Origin of the sequence: Pseudomonas sp. SDI, from assembly GCF_003105155.1 — a bacterium.
Classification (GTDB): Bacteria; Pseudomonadota; Gammaproteobacteria; order Pseudomonadales; family Pseudomonadaceae; genus Aquipseudomonas.
This window is the reverse complement of record NZ_QETK01000008.1, coordinates 1-17,117: the sequence shown is the minus strand read 5'-3', so window position 1 is coordinate 17,117 and position 17,117 is coordinate 1. Positions and strand designations below refer to the sequence as shown.

At 59.9% G+C, this 17,117-nt stretch carries 14 protein-coding genes, 1 pseudogene and 1 riboswitch; of the genes and pseudogenes, 6 read left to right on the top strand and 9 right to left on the bottom strand.

Annotation, left to right across the window (positions count from 1 at the left end):
• Nucleotides 1-467 precede the first annotated feature (467 nt).
• Nucleotides 468-635 carry an Lrp/AsnC ligand binding domain-containing protein gene (locus DCO48_RS07090; RefSeq protein WP_116549888.1) on the top strand — a complete coding sequence of 56 codons (168 nt, stop codon included), beginning with the start codon at nucleotides 468-470 and terminating at the stop codon, nucleotides 633-635.
• A gap of 340 nt (nucleotides 636-975) precedes the next feature.
• Here the strand turns inward: DCO48_RS07090 and DCO48_RS07085 are convergent, their stop codons facing one another.
• Both DCO48_RS07085 and DCO48_RS23185 read right to left on the bottom strand, forming a co-directional pair.
• On the bottom strand, nucleotides 976-2,283 hold the full coding sequence (locus tag DCO48_RS07085; protein WP_116549887.1) for a site-specific integrase: 1,308 nt from the start codon (nucleotides 2,281-2,283) through the stop codon (nucleotides 976-978).
• A gap of 2,019 nt (nucleotides 2,284-4,302) precedes the next feature.
• A pseudogene (locus tag DCO48_RS23185) lies at nucleotides 4,303-4,377 on the bottom strand (methionine ABC transporter substrate-binding protein); the annotation flags it as partial.
• A gap of 199 nt (nucleotides 4,378-4,576) precedes the next feature.
• A riboswitch (cobalamin riboswitch) is annotated at nucleotides 4,577-4,783 on the top strand.
• Nucleotides 4,784-4,892: 109 nt separating this feature from the next.
• On the opposite strand from DCO48_RS23185, the gene DCO48_RS07075 reads away from it, so the two are divergent.
• From DCO48_RS07075 to DCO48_RS07060, 4 genes are read left to right on the top strand one after another with little or no spacing between them, the layout of a single operon-like run.
• Entirely contained in the window at nucleotides 4,893-7,046 is a 2,154-nt protein-coding gene (locus DCO48_RS07075) for a TonB-dependent siderophore receptor (protein WP_116549886.1), read from the top strand.
• 54 nt (nucleotides 7,047-7,100) lie between these two features.
• Nucleotides 7,101-7,883 carry an ABC transporter ATP-binding protein gene (locus DCO48_RS07070; protein ID WP_116549885.1) on the top strand — a complete coding sequence of 261 codons (783 nt, stop codon included), beginning with the start codon at nucleotides 7,101-7,103 and terminating at the stop codon, nucleotides 7,881-7,883.
• On the top strand, nucleotides 7,880-8,848 hold the full coding sequence (locus tag DCO48_RS07065) for an ABC transporter substrate-binding protein (RefSeq protein WP_116549884.1): 969 nt from the start codon (nucleotides 7,880-7,882) through the stop codon (nucleotides 8,846-8,848). The genes DCO48_RS07070 and DCO48_RS07065 overlap by 4 nt, the downstream gene beginning before the upstream one ends.
• Nucleotides 8,845-9,870 (top strand): iron ABC transporter permease, encoded by a 1,026-nt coding sequence (locus tag DCO48_RS07060; protein WP_256583988.1) that lies wholly within the window; start codon nucleotides 8,845-8,847, stop codon nucleotides 9,868-9,870. The genes DCO48_RS07065 and DCO48_RS07060 overlap by 4 nt, the downstream gene beginning before the upstream one ends.
• Before the next feature lie 123 nt (nucleotides 9,871-9,993).
• Here DCO48_RS07060 and DCO48_RS07055 read toward each other — a convergent pair whose 3' ends face one another.
• Together DCO48_RS07055 and DCO48_RS07050 are read right to left on the bottom strand one after the other, a co-directional pair.
• The gene (locus DCO48_RS07055) at nucleotides 9,994-11,814 is read right to left on the bottom strand and encodes a S9 family peptidase (RefSeq protein WP_133247591.1); all 1,821 of its coding nucleotides are present in this window, start codon (nucleotides 11,812-11,814) and stop codon (nucleotides 9,994-9,996) included.
• 146 nt (nucleotides 11,815-11,960) lie between these two features.
• A complete protein-coding gene (locus DCO48_RS07050) occupies nucleotides 11,961-12,410 on the bottom strand; it encodes a carboxypeptidase regulatory-like domain-containing protein (protein ID WP_116549882.1) in 450 nt (149 codons plus the stop codon).
• A 279-nt stretch (nucleotides 12,411-12,689) separates the two neighbouring features.
• On the opposite strand from DCO48_RS07050, the gene DCO48_RS07045 reads away from it, so the two are divergent.
• Nucleotides 12,690-13,772: an RHS repeat-associated core domain-containing protein gene (locus DCO48_RS07045; RefSeq protein ID WP_116549881.1), complete on the top strand. Its 1,083-nt coding sequence runs from the start codon at nucleotides 12,690-12,692 to the stop codon at nucleotides 13,770-13,772.
• Nucleotides 13,773-13,796: 24 nt separating this feature from the next.
• Here the strand turns inward: DCO48_RS07045 and DCO48_RS07040 are convergent, their stop codons facing one another.
• From DCO48_RS07040 to DCO48_RS07020, 5 genes are read right to left on the bottom strand one after another with little or no spacing between them, the layout of a single operon-like run.
• Nucleotides 13,797-14,714 carry a pyridoxal-phosphate dependent enzyme gene (locus tag DCO48_RS07040; protein ID WP_116549880.1) on the bottom strand — a complete coding sequence of 306 codons (918 nt, stop codon included), beginning with the start codon at nucleotides 14,712-14,714 and terminating at the stop codon, nucleotides 13,797-13,799.
• 14 nt (nucleotides 14,715-14,728) lie between these two features.
• The gene (locus tag DCO48_RS07035) at nucleotides 14,729-15,190 is read right to left on the bottom strand and encodes a RidA family protein (RefSeq protein WP_116549879.1); all 462 of its coding nucleotides are present in this window, start codon (nucleotides 15,188-15,190) and stop codon (nucleotides 14,729-14,731) included.
• Between the two features lie 38 nt (nucleotides 15,191-15,228).
• Nucleotides 15,229-16,011 carry a PhzF family phenazine biosynthesis protein gene (locus DCO48_RS07030; RefSeq protein WP_116549878.1) on the bottom strand — a complete coding sequence of 261 codons (783 nt, stop codon included), beginning with the start codon at nucleotides 16,009-16,011 and terminating at the stop codon, nucleotides 15,229-15,231.
• 9 nt (nucleotides 16,012-16,020) lie between these two features.
• Nucleotides 16,021-16,692: a transcriptional regulator gene (locus tag DCO48_RS07025; RefSeq protein WP_116549877.1), complete on the bottom strand. Its 672-nt coding sequence runs from the start codon at nucleotides 16,690-16,692 to the stop codon at nucleotides 16,021-16,023.
• On the bottom strand, nucleotides 16,605-16,937 hold the full coding sequence (locus DCO48_RS07020; RefSeq protein WP_371919488.1) for an RHS repeat-associated core domain-containing protein: 333 nt from the start codon (nucleotides 16,935-16,937) through the stop codon (nucleotides 16,605-16,607). The genes DCO48_RS07025 and DCO48_RS07020 overlap by 88 nt, the downstream gene beginning before the upstream one ends.
• Nucleotides 16,938-17,117 lie beyond the last annotated feature (180 nt).

Genomic DNA, 17,117 nt, shown 5'->3' with positions numbered 1-17,117 from the left:
CTCAGACGGATCACGCTCCCCCTTGGGGTTCAGCATGGTTTGGTCAGGGAGGCCAGCGCCTTCGGAGGAGAATTGATCAATCAGAGAACGGTCAACGTCTGCAGCGAAAATCAAATTCGACATTTGATATCCATATCGGATGAAAAAGTGGCTTGCCAGCACTGGGCCCTGTAACCCGCGCCCCAGAGCAGGGCGACCGCAATGGCGCGATCGAGGTAGTCTTGCAGCATGCGGGGAGGCACATCTGGAGTGATAGCCGAAAGCTACTACAGGGCAGGTTCCTAGGCTAGATGCGTCGCGTGTAATTCGTCGGTATGCATAGGGATCTTATGTAGGCTTTTTGTAAATACAGATGTCTGCACTCAGATCTGATGTTAGACCTAAGTCGAATAGCATTGCGCTGGAGCTGAGCGGCGCACATTCGGGGGCAGCGTTACAGGTGCTTTCCATCATCGGGCGGAAATGGGATGGTAGGTTACTGCGATTTCCTCCTGCGCGTTGTCGCTCAGGATCTCAAGGCCTACCGAGCATTTCAGGCCAAACACCTGGCGCAGATCAGGGGTGTGCAGAATCTTAAAACGGAACTACAGATGCTAGTGGTCAAGAACAGCTCAGCGCTGCCGGTTAGCTCTTAACTGCCATAGCACTCCAGCACTTCAGGTAAGTCCTGAACGACCTCCGTGAAGTGAGATGCATCGATGCGCTGGGTGTCTCACCCACTCAAAGCGCTTGATGGCAAAGCTTCTGCCAGCATGGTCGCAATCAGAAGTGATCTCGAATTGGCCCTTTTGCCCACGATGCTATCGCGGGCCAGGGCTTGGCGGACATCAAGGGTACGTATCAACGCTAAGGCTGTTTTCCGCCGCCCCGGCTACCGGTACGCTGAAGCTCACGCAGGGAGACGCCCGGGCACTACTGTTGACGCTGTGATTAGCAGTATCAAGATGGTGAAGGGCAGGGCAGGGCAGCGCAGCATCAGCCTCTGTCTCGCGTTCCTAAGTGCTTGACCGACCGCGCTCGCTCTTGATCATGTGAGTGATAGTAAGTGTTCTGGGTAGTCGCCAGGTTGGAATGCCTCAGGTCATACTGGAGATCCTTCGCGTTTCTGAACGGCGCATCAAAGGTGGCCGAGGTATGACGTAGCCAGTGCGATGATGCTACGCGCAGGCTGTCCATTTCATAAGGCTCACGACCTTCTTCACGCATTCTGACGAGCGCTTGGTCAAAAATGGTTTGGAGGAGGGCGCGCACCTGTCGATCCGAGAGGCCTGGACGACCGCTCAGCGTTTTCAGGAGTGGAGTATTCTCCTGATAAATAGGCAATGGACTCAGTCCAATGAAAGTACGGTACCTTGTGAGATACTTCGTTACATACTCATCACGCACTGCAATTTTTGCGGACTTATTGCCCTTACCCACAACATGGAACCACCAATTTCCATCAGCATCTAGACGAAAGTCCCCCATAGTGGGCTGCCAGTTGGTACGCCCTACGATGTCCGATATACGCAAGTACATGCTGAACATTGTAACGAGCACAAATAGGGTGCGCTCATGTTTCCTTGGGTCAGCAGCGGCCATGGATTCTGCAGTATCAATCACATAATCCCATTGCAAAGGAGTTAACGCCCGAGAAGTACTGGATTCTAGCTGAGATGAACTGTACTGCCCCTTTTTAGTAACCTTGCGAAACGGATTCGAACTAGCGATTTCTTCTTCCACTAGATATTCATAAAAGCCGTTTGCAATCTTAAATACATTGCTCATGCTACCGGTTGATGAATGATAGTCGGTCGAGGAATTGTCCCCCACACTTTCACTGAGGCCGCGATTTTGTTTCGGGGCGCGCAGTGTGAAAGGCTTCCATTTGGGGTTGGCCGCTAATTCCAGACCCGGTGGCTGATCAGCACTACTTAAAGCATTTTCTGAAATGAACCGATTACGAACGACTGGCCCAACCCAAGCGGCTGGCGGGTGCTTGCAAAACTCAAGATACGCTTCGGCATCAAGCCGTTTCAACTCGTGCACAGGCTTTTGGCGGACGATCAGCGCCCAGAGAAATAGCCGCTCAACGTGGCCTCGGTACGTGCTGTATGTGAGCGCGTTGTCGGCATAACACCTTAGATAGCCCCTTATGGCCAGGAACCCTGGGATGGCTTTGAGTTCGGGAGCAAAGCCTCCCAAAAATCGCGCTACGCTGGCGATCAATGGCCGGCCTACCGTGAAATCTTGATCAACGAAATCACTATGAGATTCAAATATGGGCCGGGGATTGCAGGTCATCTTACATACCGTAAAGGCCGGTAGAGGTCAGCAATTGAAACTTCCTAATCTGGCTGTTTTAGGAAGTTTTCACCTCCTGCACCGCCCGCTTCAATCACTCACTTCAATGGACTGGCCATAGTTAATGGGAATTGCCGGATAGTAGCGCCAAGTTTGGCCGGCCGCAACCTCGGTAAAATTTTCGCCCATCCACTCCATCCGTCAGTGACTATCATGCTTGCTTGACACATGGCAAGAAACGCATTAAGAGTTAATCGGAGTTGTGGATCTGCCTGGCTGCGTCATATCTGAGCAATTTGCATCTGGCAGCGTTAGGCATTGGCAATGCCTTGTCGCTCAGATAAATTTCAGTTTATAAGAATATTGTTATTTTCGCTTCAGTGCCACCTTAGGGTGCGAGGCCCAAGGAACTATGCGACTTTCCTTTATATTGTTTGTAGGATAAGGAAGCCTCTTTAAGGCTCTTTAGTCACTCGCATGAAGTGGCAATATACGTATAAATACGCCTCATCACTCCAATGTCCATTTCGCTCCCGAAAGTGTCCGCATTACAAAATTATTCATACGAAAGTGTCCGCATTATTGTCGGGCAGGTTGATTTCGGAAAGTGTCCGCATTCACCGCAAATAACACCAAAGGCAGCAGAATCGGGGATCCCGCCTGGTGGTTGCTCAGGGCGGGCTTTGGAAAGTGTCCGCATTATCGTTGTATTCGCAGGAAAACGGCTCGGAGCGTCGTTCGTGGATGAGCTGTGCGAAAGCTTTACTACTAGGGGTTTCCAGGGAGCTGAATTCCAGGATCGACATCGAGGGGACTCCTGTGAGGCCCGGAGCGCGTGGCCTGGAGCGTTTGTCTGCTTGGTGCTGCGGGGCTTTAGGGGCCACAGGGCGCGTGTATTTCAGATGAGAACTGTGGCTCGTTGAGCGTTGAAAATACGGAAAGTGTCCTGATTATGGGGTTCGCCGTGTGCGCAGGAAGGTGTCCGCATTAGGTGCAAAAAACCCTGGAGGTGTTGGATTTACTCGCTTACAGGGGTAGTTCTGGAAATCCCGTAGATTACTCGAGTGTCCTGATAGCGCAGAAAATCGGAGCAACGGTTCAAACGAGCGTTTTTTGACGAGACCCAATGGATTCAAGGGTTTGCGGAAGGCGCTCAGATGTAGAAGTGTCCGCATTTCTGAGGTTTGCTGGCGTTCGGAAGCAACCCCGAGAGGCTGGAGGCCTTATGGGCTGGGGGTTGCGGGGGTTTAAGGAGTAGGAGTGTCCGTGATTCGCAACGGTTACAACTGAATCAGTTTCATCGGTAGCCACCTCATTCAAGGACTCGTATAGCCTATTTAACATAATATACATTATGCGAATATTCCTACATGGCAGATCGAATCCGCCTACAGCACATTTCACACCAGAATCTGACCCACGATCTCGACGCCCTTCAAGTGAAAAACCTTGATGACTGGCTCGGCACGCAATTGCTCGAGCGCACCATTTACTGACGTCGAGATCACCAAGGCCGATCTGAGTAGTGTTTAAAGCCTGATTCGCCCCAAGGTGTTCCCGGTATGCGCGCCAGTTTGCCCGCTGAGTCGACGCCACGACCTGGCCAACTGTCGACTGATCCATGCCCAGTGGCTTGGATATAAAAGTTAAAGCCAATGCTTCAGACATGAGCGACGACATTGCCCTGCGCCTGGATCCGCGTGGCCAGGGCATCGACCTGGCCACCAGGCTGCTCGGACGTCAGCAGCCTGGTTTGCTGTGTCGACGCTGCCGTCGCTCTAGAAGCCAATCAGGTAACACACCCAAACCAAGAGCTGCTCATAGGCTGTTGTGTGGATCATCGACTGACTGAAACAAACCCTGCGCGAAGTGTTTCTGGATGCGGTATCCTCCTCTTTTTAATCACTAAAAATGATAACTAAACTAAATGACTATTTAGTTTAGTTATCATAGGGGCTCAGAAACCTGGCGTAATTTCACCTTTTTAACCGCTCAGGATGAATGCCTTCACTTCCGGCGAAGCGCACACCTGGTGTCGATCCCCGCCTCCAGCGCATAGTTGGCAAATACGAAGGCCAGGTCTACCTGCTTCACCGCCCAGGTATGGGTTGCTCTTGTCCTTCAGGGTAATCGGCCCGGCCTCGGCCAGCAGCACCAGCGCCCTGCCGCTGTTCATCGGATCAGGGTCAGTCAACAGATTGGGGGACGCCCGCTATAGAAACCTGCGCCTACAGAGGGGCGTGCCTCTGCCCTGCTCACTCCCCCGAATTGACTCCCCCGCGCATAAGTGGTCAGATGCGCGCCAGTTTCAGGTGTCCCCTGCCGCCGTGCAGGGGATTAAACGGGAAGCCGGTGCGTCACCCCTGGTGATCAGTCCGGCGCTGCCCCCGCAACGGTAAGCGAGCGAGCCCTTCGATATACCACTGTGCAAGTGCATGGGAAGGTGAAGTGTTCATGACCCTCGCAAGCCCGGAGACCGGCCTGCAACCTCTGTTTGGCAACACCCGCGGTGGGCGGGCGCAGGCCGGTCGTCGCGGCCTTTTTGCGCTCGCGATTTCCTATGCGTTTATTCCCCCGGGATTCATTCATTCCTGATTGGTTGGAATCGCATGTCCCGTATCTCCCAACGCCATTCGCTAGCGAACCGTTCGCTACGTTTCGGCCTGCTCCCCTGCCTGGCCCTCGCGCCCCAGGCCTTCGCTGCCGATGAGCAAAGCCTGGCCCTACCGGCCACGAGCGTGTCCGAAGTCGCCGAGCAAACCGGCTACATCGACCTGGCCATGCCGACCCCCGCCGGTTCGCGGCTGAACCTCTCGGCCCTGGAAACCCCGGCCAGCATCAGCAGCATTGACCGGCAGACCATCGAGCAACGCAACAACCTCAGCGTCCTCGACGCCGTCACCCGCTCGCCCGGCATCACCAGCGTGGCCTCGCCAGGGAATGGCAACACCTCGATGTCGGCGCGCGGCTTTACCGGCCACAGTTCGGTGATGACCCTGTTCGACGGCTCGCGGCTGTACACCGGTGCCGGCACCCAGACCTTCCCGGTCGACCCGTTCATGGTCGAACGCATCGACGTGATTCGCGGCCCGGCCTCGGTGCTCTATGGCGAAGGCGCCACCGGGGCAGTGATCAACGTGGTGCCGAAAAAGCCCTTCGAAGGCGCCATCCGTAACCGCCTGCGCCTGGGTTACGGCTCTGACGACCGCCAGCAGGTCGGCCTCGACAGCGGCGGCTCGCTGAGCGACACCCTGAGCTACCGGTTGACCCTCAACCAGCAGCACCACAACGGCTGGATCGACCACGGCGAATCGCGCAGCCTGGCCATGAGCGCGGCACTGCGCTGGCAAGCCAGCGACGACCTGAGCTTCACCCTCGCCCACGAACGCGGCGACGCCGAGCCGATGAACTATTACGGCACGCCGCTGATCGACGGCCACTACCGCGACAGCCTACGCGACAAGAACTACAACCTGCGCGACGCCGTGCAGAACTACCACGACGAGTGGACCCGGCTGAACACTGACTGGACCCTGAGCGACAGCGTCAGCGCAAGCAACCAGCTGTACTACATCAAAAGCCGCCGCCACTGGCGCAACGCCGAAGCTTTTGGCTGGAACAGCGCTCTTCAGCAGCTGCTGCGCGGCGAGTACCTGGAGATCAAGCACAACCAGGAACAGATCGGCGACCGCCAGAACTTCACCTTCAACCATTCCCTGTTCGGCCTCGACAGCCGCACGGTGGTCGGTGCTGAATACAACCGGATCCGCTTCGACGTGGCCAGCAACTCGCCGTACAAGGACGTCGGTGGCGATTTTATCGACCCGTGGAGCCCGGCCCCCGGCGACTTCAAGAGCCAGTCGCCGCTGTTGCCAACCACCGGCAGCACCACCCGTACCTTTGCCGTGTTCGCTGAGAACCGCCTGCAACTCAGTGAGCGCTGGTCGCTGGTGACCGGCATCCGCCGCGACCAGAATCATATCGAGCGCACCGACGAGCGTGCCAATAGCCGCTCCGACCGCAGCCTCGCCGGCGGCAACTGGCGTGCCGGTCTGGTCTTTGCAGTGACTGAGGAGTTGTCGCTGTACGGCCAGTACTCCACCAGCGAAGACGGCGTGAACAACCTTATCAGCCTCAGCCCGGCCCAGCAGCAGATGGACCTGACCGAAGCCAAGCAGACCGAGTTCGGTCTCAAGCAAATGTTCTGGGACGGCCGTGGCGAATGGACCCTGGCGGCCTACCACATCATCAAGAAGAAGCTGCTGACCAGCGACCCTGCCACCCGCCTCGCCCAGCAGATCGGCCAGCAGTCCGCAGACGGACTGGAAGCTACCCTGGAACTGGACCTGGCCCACGCCTGGCATGTTTCGGCCAACGCCTCGGTGGTACGCGCCGAATACGACAAGTTCAACGAAAGCGTCAATGGCCAGTTGGTCTCGCGTGCCGGCAACCGCCCGAGCAATGTCCCACGGCGTACCGCCAACCTGTGGCTGGGCAAGGCCTTGAACCAGGACGTGGACGCCGGCCTGGGCCTGCGTTACGTTGACGCCCGCTACGCCAACACCGCCAACACCATCGACGTGCCGGGCTACACCGTGCTCGACGCCAACATCAACTGGAACGTCGTGCCCGACGTACGCCTCGGCCTGCAATTGAACAACCTGCTCGACCGCCGTTATGCCGTGGCGCAGCAGAACAGCGGCCAGCAGTGGCTGATGGGCGAGCCGCGCTCGTTCTTCGTGACTGCCGACTACAGCTTCTGACCAGGCAGCGACGGCCCCCGGTCCGTCGCTCGCCGCAGTGGAGACCGACCAAGTATGGCAACCCTACACCTGGACAACCTCAGCTGGGCGCCGCCCGATACCCACGGCCAGCCCTGGCAACTGGCCGATATCGAGCTGCGGGTCGAGCCCGGCGAGTTCGTCGGCCTGATCGGTGCCAACGGCAGCGGCAAGACCAGCCTGTTGCGCTGTGCCTATCGCTTCAATCGCCCGGATAGCGGTACGGTCCGCCTCGGCGGCGCGGATATCTGGGCGCAGTCGCCACGCTGGGCAGCCCAGCGCATCGCGGTGATGCTGCAAGAGTTCCCCCAGGAATTCGGCCTGACCGTCAGCGACGTCGTCGCCATGGGCCGCACCCCACACCAGAGCTGGTTCGATGGCGACAGCGCGGCCGACCTGGCGCTGATCGATGCGACCTTGCGGCAGGTCGGCCTGGGCGGCTTTGCCGAAACGTCGTTCGCCAGCCTCTCCGGCGGCGAGAAACAGCGGGTGTTGCTGGCCCGCACACTGGTCCAGCAGCCGCAGCTGCTGATTCTCGACGAACCGACCAACCACCTCGACCCGCGTTATCAGCTGGCACTGCTGCAGCATCTGCGCCAGGCCCGGCTGAGCATTCTCGCCAGCTTTCACGATCTCAACCTGGCCGCCGCCTTCTGCGACCGGCTCTACGTTCTCGAACGCGGCGTCATCGTCGCCAGTGGCACCCCGGCCGAGGTGCTTACCGAACAACGCTTGGAGCAGGTCTTCGGCATTCGCGCGCTGGTCGATCGACACCCGCTGGCGCACCACCCACGGATTACCTGGATCAGCCCCGCATGAAGCGTTACCTGGCTTGCCTGACCTTGTTCGCCGCGCTGCCGTTGAGCGCCGCGCCGACCATCTACCCACTCGAAGTCACCAGTTGCAACCGCACGGTCACCTTTGCGCAGCCACCACAACGCGCGGTGAGCCACGACGTCAACCTCACCGGCATGCTGCTGGCCCTGGGCCTGCGCGAGCGCATGGTCGGCTACTCCGGCATCAGTGGCTGGAAAACCCTCGATCCGGCGCTGCGCAAAACCCTCGCCGGCCTGCCGGAATTGGCGCCGCGCCATGCCTCGGTAGAGAACCTGCTCGACGTCGATGCCGACTTCCTGTTCGCCGGCTGGAGCTACGGCATGCACGTCGGCGGCCCGCTCACCCCGCAGACCCTGGCGCCGTTCGGCATCCCGGTCTACGAACTGAGCGAGTCCTGCTCGCGAATCATGGCCCAGCGCGAGGCTAGCCTCGACGACCTGTACCGTGACCTGGACAACCTCGGGCAGATTTTCGACGTGCAGGAGCGTGCGCAAACACTGGTCGCCGCCATGCGCCAGCGAGTCGCCGCCGTGGCCAACCGTCTCGGCACGGTGCGGCAAGCACCGCGGGTGTTCCTCTACGACAGTGGCGAAGACCGCCCGACCACCTCCGGCCGACTCGGCATGCCACAGGCGCTGATCGCTGCGGCCGGCGGGCAGAACATCATGGACGACGTCGGTGCCAGCTGGACCCAGATCAACTGGGAAAGCATGGTCGAGCGCAACCCGCAGGTGATCGTCATCGTCGATTACGGGCCGACCTCGTGGAAGCACAAGCGTGACTTCCTGCTCGACCACCCGGCGCTGAGCAGTGTCGAAGCGATCCGCCAGCAGCGCTTTGTGGTGCTGCCGTACATCGCCGTCACGCCGTCGCTGGATAATGCCGAGGCCATTGAGCAGTTGGCGGCGGCGCTGCATCCCGAGCTGTTTGCCGGGGGTGCGCGGTGAGGCCGATTCGCAGCGTTGCCGGGTACCGCGCGTTGGTGCTGGGGCTGATCACCCTGTTGTTGTTGTCGTGCCTGATGGCGTTGGGTTTTGGCGCGGCGCAAATGCCGCTGAGCAAGGTGTTCGGGATTGTTGTGCAGCAGCTCGGCCTCGCCGAAGCGGCTAACTGGAGCCAGGGCCAGGCGCAGATCGTCTGGCTGATCCGCGCTCCACGCGTATTGCTCGGTGCGTTGGTCGGGGCCGGGCTGGCACTGGTCGGCAGTGCCCTACAGGCGGTGACGCGCAACCCGCTGGCCGATCCGCACCTGCTGGGCGTGAGCGCCGGTGCGGCGCTGGGGGCAGTACTGGTGGTGCTGTACCTGGGCGAGTTTGCCGGAGTCTTCAGCCTGCCGCTGGCCGCCTTTGTCGGCGCCATGTGCAGCATGGCCCTGGTACTCGGTATCGCCAACCGTCAGGGCCGCCTGGAAAGCGAACGGCTGCTGCTGGCCGGGGTGGCCGTATCGTTCGTGTTCATGGCTGTGGCCAATTTACTGCTCTACACCGCTGACCAGCATGCGGCCAACTCGGTGATGTTCTGGATGCTCGGCGGGCTCGGCCTGGCCCGCTGGGAGCTGCTCTGGCTGCCGGCGCTTTGCGTGGCCGGTGGCTTTGTCCTGCTGCTGAGCCTGGCCCGAGCACTGAATGCCCTGATGAGCGGCGAACAGACCGCGGTGAGCTTGGGCTTCAATACCCGCCAGGTACGCTGGCAGGTGTTCCTCGGCACTTCGCTGCTGACTGGCGTGCTGGTCGCGTTATCCGGCGCTATCGGTTTTGTCGGCCTGATGCTGCCGCACATGGCCCGGCGTCTGGTCGGTGCCGAGCACCGGCGGCTGTTACCGGTCAGCGCGCTGCTCGGCGCCTTGTTCATGGTCTGGGTCGATGTCGCCGCGCGTACCTTGATTGCCCCGCAGGACTTGCCCATCGGCATCGCCACCGCCGCCATTGGTGGGGTGTTCTTTATCGTCTTGTTACGCAGGAAGCCGTGAGAGGACCTATCATCGCGTTACTGCTGGCGGGTGCTCGCCGAGTGGCGGTCGGCTGGCTGCTGAAGGTGCAAGCGCAGGGTCGCCGACCGGCCGACGCGGGGTTGATCGCAAGGGCATGACAAGCTACAGGGTGAACTGGATATCCCGGCAATACAGCGCGCCTTTCTTCCTTTTGTCAAAGACCAGGGAAATACGCTCCAGGTCTCGAATCACCAGCCCCTGTGCGACAAACACCTGCAGTGGGATTCGCACGGTTTGCATCACCAGACTGTCGAAACCAAAGCAGCCCTGCGAGTCTGGAACGGCATCGGGATAGGGCACGCAGGCATAGTCGCTGATGCTCACCTTGGCGACGTGTTCGCCCGCCGCCACTTCAATGGAAAAGTCCAGCGCTTGCCCGAGTTCGTCGGCGGTTGCCGCGGCCTGGGCCACGGTGAGCGCCAGATGGGTGAATGGCGTCTGCGGCCATGGAATGGGATCGATCGCCAGGGTGTAACGCGGGTCGGGCCCCTGCCAGGAAATCCGCATGACCAGGAACCGGTTGAACGGCGAGTCGACATAGAAGTCGACAGGATGGCGTTGCGCTTCCACACCTTCGCTCACTACAACCTGGCCGGTAAGTGGGGCTGAAATCGTCAGGTGGTCCGAGTACTCCTGATTGTGCTGGATATACATCCGCTCGGCATCCTGATACTGCGAGGTGAGCTGTACCTTGGCTGGGAACCAACGGTTCTCGGCGTTCAAACCGAGGCGGTGATCCTGGAGGAAGGCTTTGTATTCTTGCTTGTCGAGCAAAAAATACTGAGCCATCGCGCCGACCAGCACTTTTGCGGTTTCCTGCTGTTCCTCCGGGGTCAACAATGCTTCGCGTGTTTCGGCTGCCCAGGGCGCAGGCGTTGTAGTAAGCATTCCCGGTAGGGGCGCGGGTGATTTTCGCGAAACCGGCGCGTCCCTGGTATCGACGTTCGACCACACGGTATTGAAGAAATTGTGATTGGCGCCCAGTACACGCCAGACCCCCTTGATTTTGCCAGTGGATTCCAGTGGCTTGAAAATATTCACCTTGTGGGCAATCGAATGTGCTTCATCTGCCTCCGAGTAGGGGACGTCCCGATCGCGGGTACCGTGAATGAAGAAGCAATTGTCGGGAATCGGCAGGTGCGGGTATTGGCTCATGTTCTGAGAAATGGTCGGTGCGATTCCGAGGGTTGCCCGGATGTTGAAGCCGTAGGGGCCGAGGACGGTCTCGATGGGGTTCCTCTTATAGCCATCGAGCCTGACCTGCGGGTGTAGCTCATCACCTTTCATGAAGCTCCACAGGTTCAAGCTTGAAGCTTGCCCGACGGCCTCGCCGCCACGCGAGTGGCCGATGAGCATAATGCGTTGCATGTCGACCTTTTTATGGAAGTAACTACTAGGCGTGGCGTTCCAGACAGCGAACTGTTTAATGTGCTCCAGCACGCTAATTGGGCGTGCACCGCATTCGTTTTTCCAAAAAGCCTTGTTATAACCATAGTCAAGGGTGGAGGCAGTCAAGTAAGAGATATTGATAGTCGCTGCAATAATTCCGTGGCTGGCGAGCAGTTCGCATAGGTAGAAATAGCCCTTGGCTGAATTGTCCTGCCACGGTTGGTGCTGTCCATGAACGAAGATCGCCAGCGGGTAAACGCCCGGCTCGTTGGGCGTGAACACGTGCCCGCTCAAGGGGGTTTCGGTAATGTCGAATGGCCAATCCGGCCCATAGCCAGCACGTCGGGCGACACGCGGCATGAAGGCTGACAGGTCAACGGGCTGGGTGTGAAAGAGGCTGGAAGCACTGTTGTAGTCGGTGTATTCCGACATGCTTGGCGGATATACAGCATGTAAAGAGTTGTAAGCGATTTTTATATAGGGATAAGCGCCTTTCTCGGCAGGGTTGTTCAACACGGCCTGTACAGTGTCCATGAACGAGTTCTCCAGCAGGACGAAAGTGTTAGTCAAGGCCGCCGAGTCTTTGCCCTGAGCCAACGCGATGTCTACTGGCAGAAATATCAGGTGGGTGTCGATTTCCCGGCATGGAGTACATTTGTACTCCTCGCTTTTTGTGCCTATCAACGCCAATGCAAATTGGCGGTCGCCACCGCCTTGCCGGTTATTGATACCCGTTGCTCGGTCTGTACGCCGTCATAGCTGGCCACTACCCGGTAGCTCCCGGCCGGCAGCTTCACATACACCAGCGGGCCAACGTCTTCCAGGCTCAGCAGCGCTTGCCCGCTGGCAGATTGCAGCACCAGGCTGGCGCCGCTCAGGTACTGATTCTCCGGCCCACTGGAAAGGCTGATGTGCAGGTTGTAGCCAGTGGTTTGTTGCAGGGCGGTGGATTCGTCCAGGCCGATGCCGCCTTGCAGGTAGCTGATGCCGTTCTGTTCCATGGGCTGCAGTTGCACGGCGGTCGGGTCCACGGGTGTGTCTGCCCCGTATTCCTCGGCCAGCAAGGGACCATAGGGCAACAGCAGCGCCAGGGTGACGCTGCCGATCAGGCGGGTGCGCAGGAAATTCATGCTGTATGACCTCCACGATCACGTTCTGCCCCCTATTATCCTACGCCCCGCTCCGCTGCGTCGGCGCACTGATGCACGGTGGCAATGACCCTTCCCAACGGCTGATCACCACAAAGGCAACCCCGCCGTCGTTAGCTATGCCGCGAAAGTCGCCTCGGGCCGATTGACGAGTCAATTGGGACGTTTTCGAGCGGCGTCAACTGATAGTTCTGCCAGTTGTTAAGCCTCCCCCCTGTGCCAGACTTGGCGAACCCTCAGTCTCACAGCCCGGAGCACTCAATGCCTGCTAGTCATGCCAAGAGAGCGTCCTGCTTCCATTACAGCGCACTGGATTATCTTTGGGCGACGGAACACTCAGGGTCGATAGCGTTGTCTTTCTACCAGGCAGGACGATGGTCTAACGAAATTGAAGGTGGGAACCGACTAACCGCCGTGCACCACGAAAACGTCTTGTTGGGGGTTCGACACTGGACACACGACAGTGCCCAGCATGCCCTCACAGGCTGTGACGCCCACAGCTGCGTGCTACAGGTGATTGGTTCCTCGCCATTGCAGCGCGCCTACAGCGCCTACGGCCACTGTGCAGGTCTGAACGATCGATCAGGTTATCTCGGATTCAACGGAGAAAGGATCGACCCAGCCACCGGATGCTACCTGCTAGGGCAGTATCGGTTCTTCAATCCTCTGTTGATGCGCTTCATCAGTCCGGACAGCTGGGCGCCATTGGGTGCCGGTGGTCTGAATGCGTACGCCTATTGTGTGGGCGACCCAATCAACAAGGTAGATCCCAGCGGCCATGCCGGGTTTCTCACCCTGATACTCCCTGCGTTGAAATCCTGGGCTCGACGAGCAAAAGCTACCGTTGCGACCCAAAGGACTGCCCTGCCCGCTAGCGTAGCCATAAACAGCGACAGTTCGATAAAGCTTACAAGGCAGAGGGTCGAAGTGCTGATGACTGAAAAGCCCAGCATGGCCAGATCGACCTCACCGGCGGCAACTTATGCGGGAGTTTCCGTTGACGGGCGCACCCCGCACTGGGGCGATATGCATCCTGCGGACTATAACGACGGGCATGATTTCTTTCGCAATATGCAGAACTTTGACGACGTCTGGCAGTTTGGATATCGCGGCGCGAGCGTACCCGCGTCAACTCGGCCCTTCTCTTTGCCGCGCGCTCGCTTAGGTCGAGCACCGAATACGGGCGTTCAGGTTTCGCCTCCTCGGCCTTCAACATCGATTGAAGAGCCACCTTCATATCAGATGTTTGCACCTCCTTCCTACGAAGAGGCCATGCACGCTCAGAGGCGCGCCTCACTTGGCAAGCTGCCTAGACAGAGTAAGCAAATACGCTCGGCCTCCTGACGCGCCTGGCTCGATACTGCCCAATCAGCTCGCCGCGCGCCACTCGCGGATCTGGTCGAGGGTCGCCGTGGCACCGCCGCAGACCACCACCAGCACCTTGCGGTACGGTTTCAGCGCATCGCTCGGCGCATAGGCCAGCGCCAGGGCTGCACCACAGGCCGGCTCAACCAGAATGCGATGGTCGCTGAGGAAACGTTCGCAGGCATCCAGTGCCTCGCCGTCGCTCAGCACATGGCTCACCACCGGCCTTGTCTGGCTGAGCTCGAACGCCTGCTGGCAGACCTGTTTGGCCGCCAGCGAGGTAGCGAAGGTATTGACGCTGTCCAGCGCTACCCGCTGTTTTTCTCTCATCGACGCCGCCAGCGAGGCGGCGCCGGCAGTTTCCACGGCGAACACGGGTACCGCGTCCCAGCCATGCCGGGCCATGCCCTGGCAGACCCCGGAGAACAGCCCGCCACCACCGACCGCGACTACTACCGCGTCAGGCCTGAAACCGGTCGCCGCCACTTCGTCGATCAGGCTCGAATGGCCCTGCCAGAGCAGCGGCTCATCGAACGGGTGAATGAACGCGTCGTCGCCGCCAAGCAGCGACAGCGCCAGGGCATTGGCTTCATGCCAGGCCTTGCCGTGTACGATGACCTCGGCGTTTTCCTGGCGAATCAGGTTTCTTGCTCGTTCGGTGGTGGTTTCCGGCACCACAATGGTAACCGGCAGGCCCAGGCAGCGGCCTGCATACGCCACCGCGATACCGGCGTTGCCACCGGACGAGGAAACAAAGCGGCGCTTGCCCTGGGCGGCGAAGGTTTCGCAGGCCAGGCCAATACCACGCAACTTGAACGAGCCGCTGGGCTGCAAGGCGTCCAACTTCAGCCAGACCTCCTGGCCACTGGCCAGGCTCAGCGGGCGCGATGAAATCAGGGGTGTTTCCAGGTGCAGGCTCATGACGGCGCTCCGGCTCAGTTCAGTTCGACGATCAGTTCGATTTCGACACACGCGCCCAAAGGAATCTGGCTGGCACCAAAGGCACTGCGGGCATGCTCACCGCGCTCACCGAGCACTTCGGCGAGCAGGTCGGAACAGCCATTGGCCACCAGGTGCTGCTCGGTGAAGTCCGCCGCACTGTTGACCAGGCACATCAGTTTGACCACTTTGGCAATGCGGTTCAGGTCGCCGGTTGCGGCATGCAGGCTGCCGAGCAGGTCGATAGCCACGGCACGGGCGGCTTGTTTGCCGCTGGCGGTATCGAGGTCGCGGCCGAGTTGGCCGACCCAGGGTTTGCCGTTCTGGCGGGCGATGTGCCCGGAAAGGAACAGCAGGTTGCCGCTCTGCACCCAGGTCTTGTACGCCGCCGCCGGCGCGGCCGGTGCCTGCAACTCGATGCCCAGTTGTTCAAGTTTTTCGTAAATTGAAGCGCTCATGTGCATCTCCTTTGAATGACGTATCGAGAAACCCAGTGCTACAGAAAAATCGTGCCGCGCAGGTACAGGGCGCCCTCGCCGCTGATGATCACCCGGCCGTTGTCACGCACTTCACAACGCAGTTGACCCAGGCGGGCGCCGCCCTGGCGCGCATGCAGCAGGGTTTTGCCCAGACGTTTGGCCCAGTAGGGAGCCAGCGACGTATGCGCCGAGCCGGTCACCGGGTCTTCGTTCACGCCCACCCGCGGGCCGAACCAGCGCGAGACGAAATCGTGTTCATGCCCTGGTGCCGACACCGAGATACCGCGTACATCGAAGGCGTCGAGGGCGGCGAAGTCCGGGGCCAGGCCTTCGACCACCTGAGCGTCCTTGACGATCACGAAGAAGTCTTCGCCGCGGTACAGCGCTTCGATCTCGCAGCCCAGGGCGCTGCTCAGCCCCGGCGGAATCGCGCAGGGTTGCGGATCGACCAGCGGGAAATCCATGGCCAGGAAAGCGCCGTCGCGGCGCACCCGCAGTTCGCCGCTGCGAGTGAAGAACCGCAGGGTTTCGCTGCTTTCGCCGAGTTCGTTGAACAGCACCCAGGCAGCCGCCAGGGTGGCGTGGCCGCAAAGGTCGACTTCCACCGCCGGGGTGAACCAGCGCAGCCGGTAGCCCGCGCCTTCGCGCACGAAATAGGCGGTTTCCGAGAGGTTGTTCTCGGCGGCGATGCGTTGCAGGGTGCTGTCGTCGAGCCAGTCTTGCAGTGGGCAGACGGCGGCGGGGTTACCGCCGAGTACCTGGTGGCTGAAGGCGTCGACTTGATAGATGGGTAACTGCATGGAGGCTCCTCAACCGTTGCGGATTTCTTCGAGGTAGTTGTAGATCGTGTAGCGGGTCACCCCCAGTGCGGCGGCGGCCTTCTCGACCGCGCCCTTGACGATGAACAGGCCGCCGTCGTGCATCTGTCGGACCGCGTCGAGCTTCTGCGCTTTGCCGAAGCGCTGACCGCTGTGCCGGGCCGCTTGCAGGGCGTTGTCGATGATCTGCGCCATCAGTTGTTCCAGGTCCGGTTGTTCGAGCGGTTCCGGGGCCGGCGCCTGGGCGGTGGCCAGTAGCTGTTCGAGGCAGGCCTGGGCAGCGGCGATGCCACTGAGGTCGGTGTTGACGCAAAGGCTGGCATAGGGCTCGCCGCCGGCATCGCGAAACACCGCAGTCGCGCTGCGCAGGGTTTTGCCGTCGCGGCTTTGGGTCGGGTAGTCGCCAACCACCACCGGGTCGCTGCCGCCGGGCTGTCGGGCGGCGTCGAGCACGGCATTGAAGCCGAGGTCTTCACGCGGGCCGGCGAGGATCGGGCTGCCAACCCGCCGGCCGCTGATATGACCATTGACGATGGCGATCACCGAGTGTTCCGGGCGTGTCAGGTCGTGCAGGATCACTTCGGTGTTGCGGCCGAGGACGCTGCCCAGCATCTGCACGGTGGCGCGCAGGACAGTGAGGACCAGCTGGCGTTCTTCAGGCATGGGTGGGTCTGTGTGGAGAGGGATTGCCGGACAATATCAACAACATGTTGATATTTCAACATATTGTCTAGTGTGGGTCGCACAGGATCAACCCACCCCGTAGGATTCACCGCATACCGATAAAGACTCACCCCTCCCGCCAACCCAATCGGGTCCTGCGTAGTAAACCGCCCCACGCCCGGGTCGTAATAGCGGGAGGTGTTGTAATACAGGTACGTTTCCGCGTCGTAGTACTGCCCCTGCAAGCGCAGGTTCTGTTCCAACTGCGTCGGCGTTTTTGCCTCGACCCGGCCCCAGGCCTTATAAAACCCGCGCCAGACGAACTAGCCGTTCTCGCCGGTCATGTTCAACGGAATACCGAAATGACCGGTGTAGTAATAGCATGGGACGCTAAAAGTCGTCGTAACAGTCTTGGTCGAGCCCTT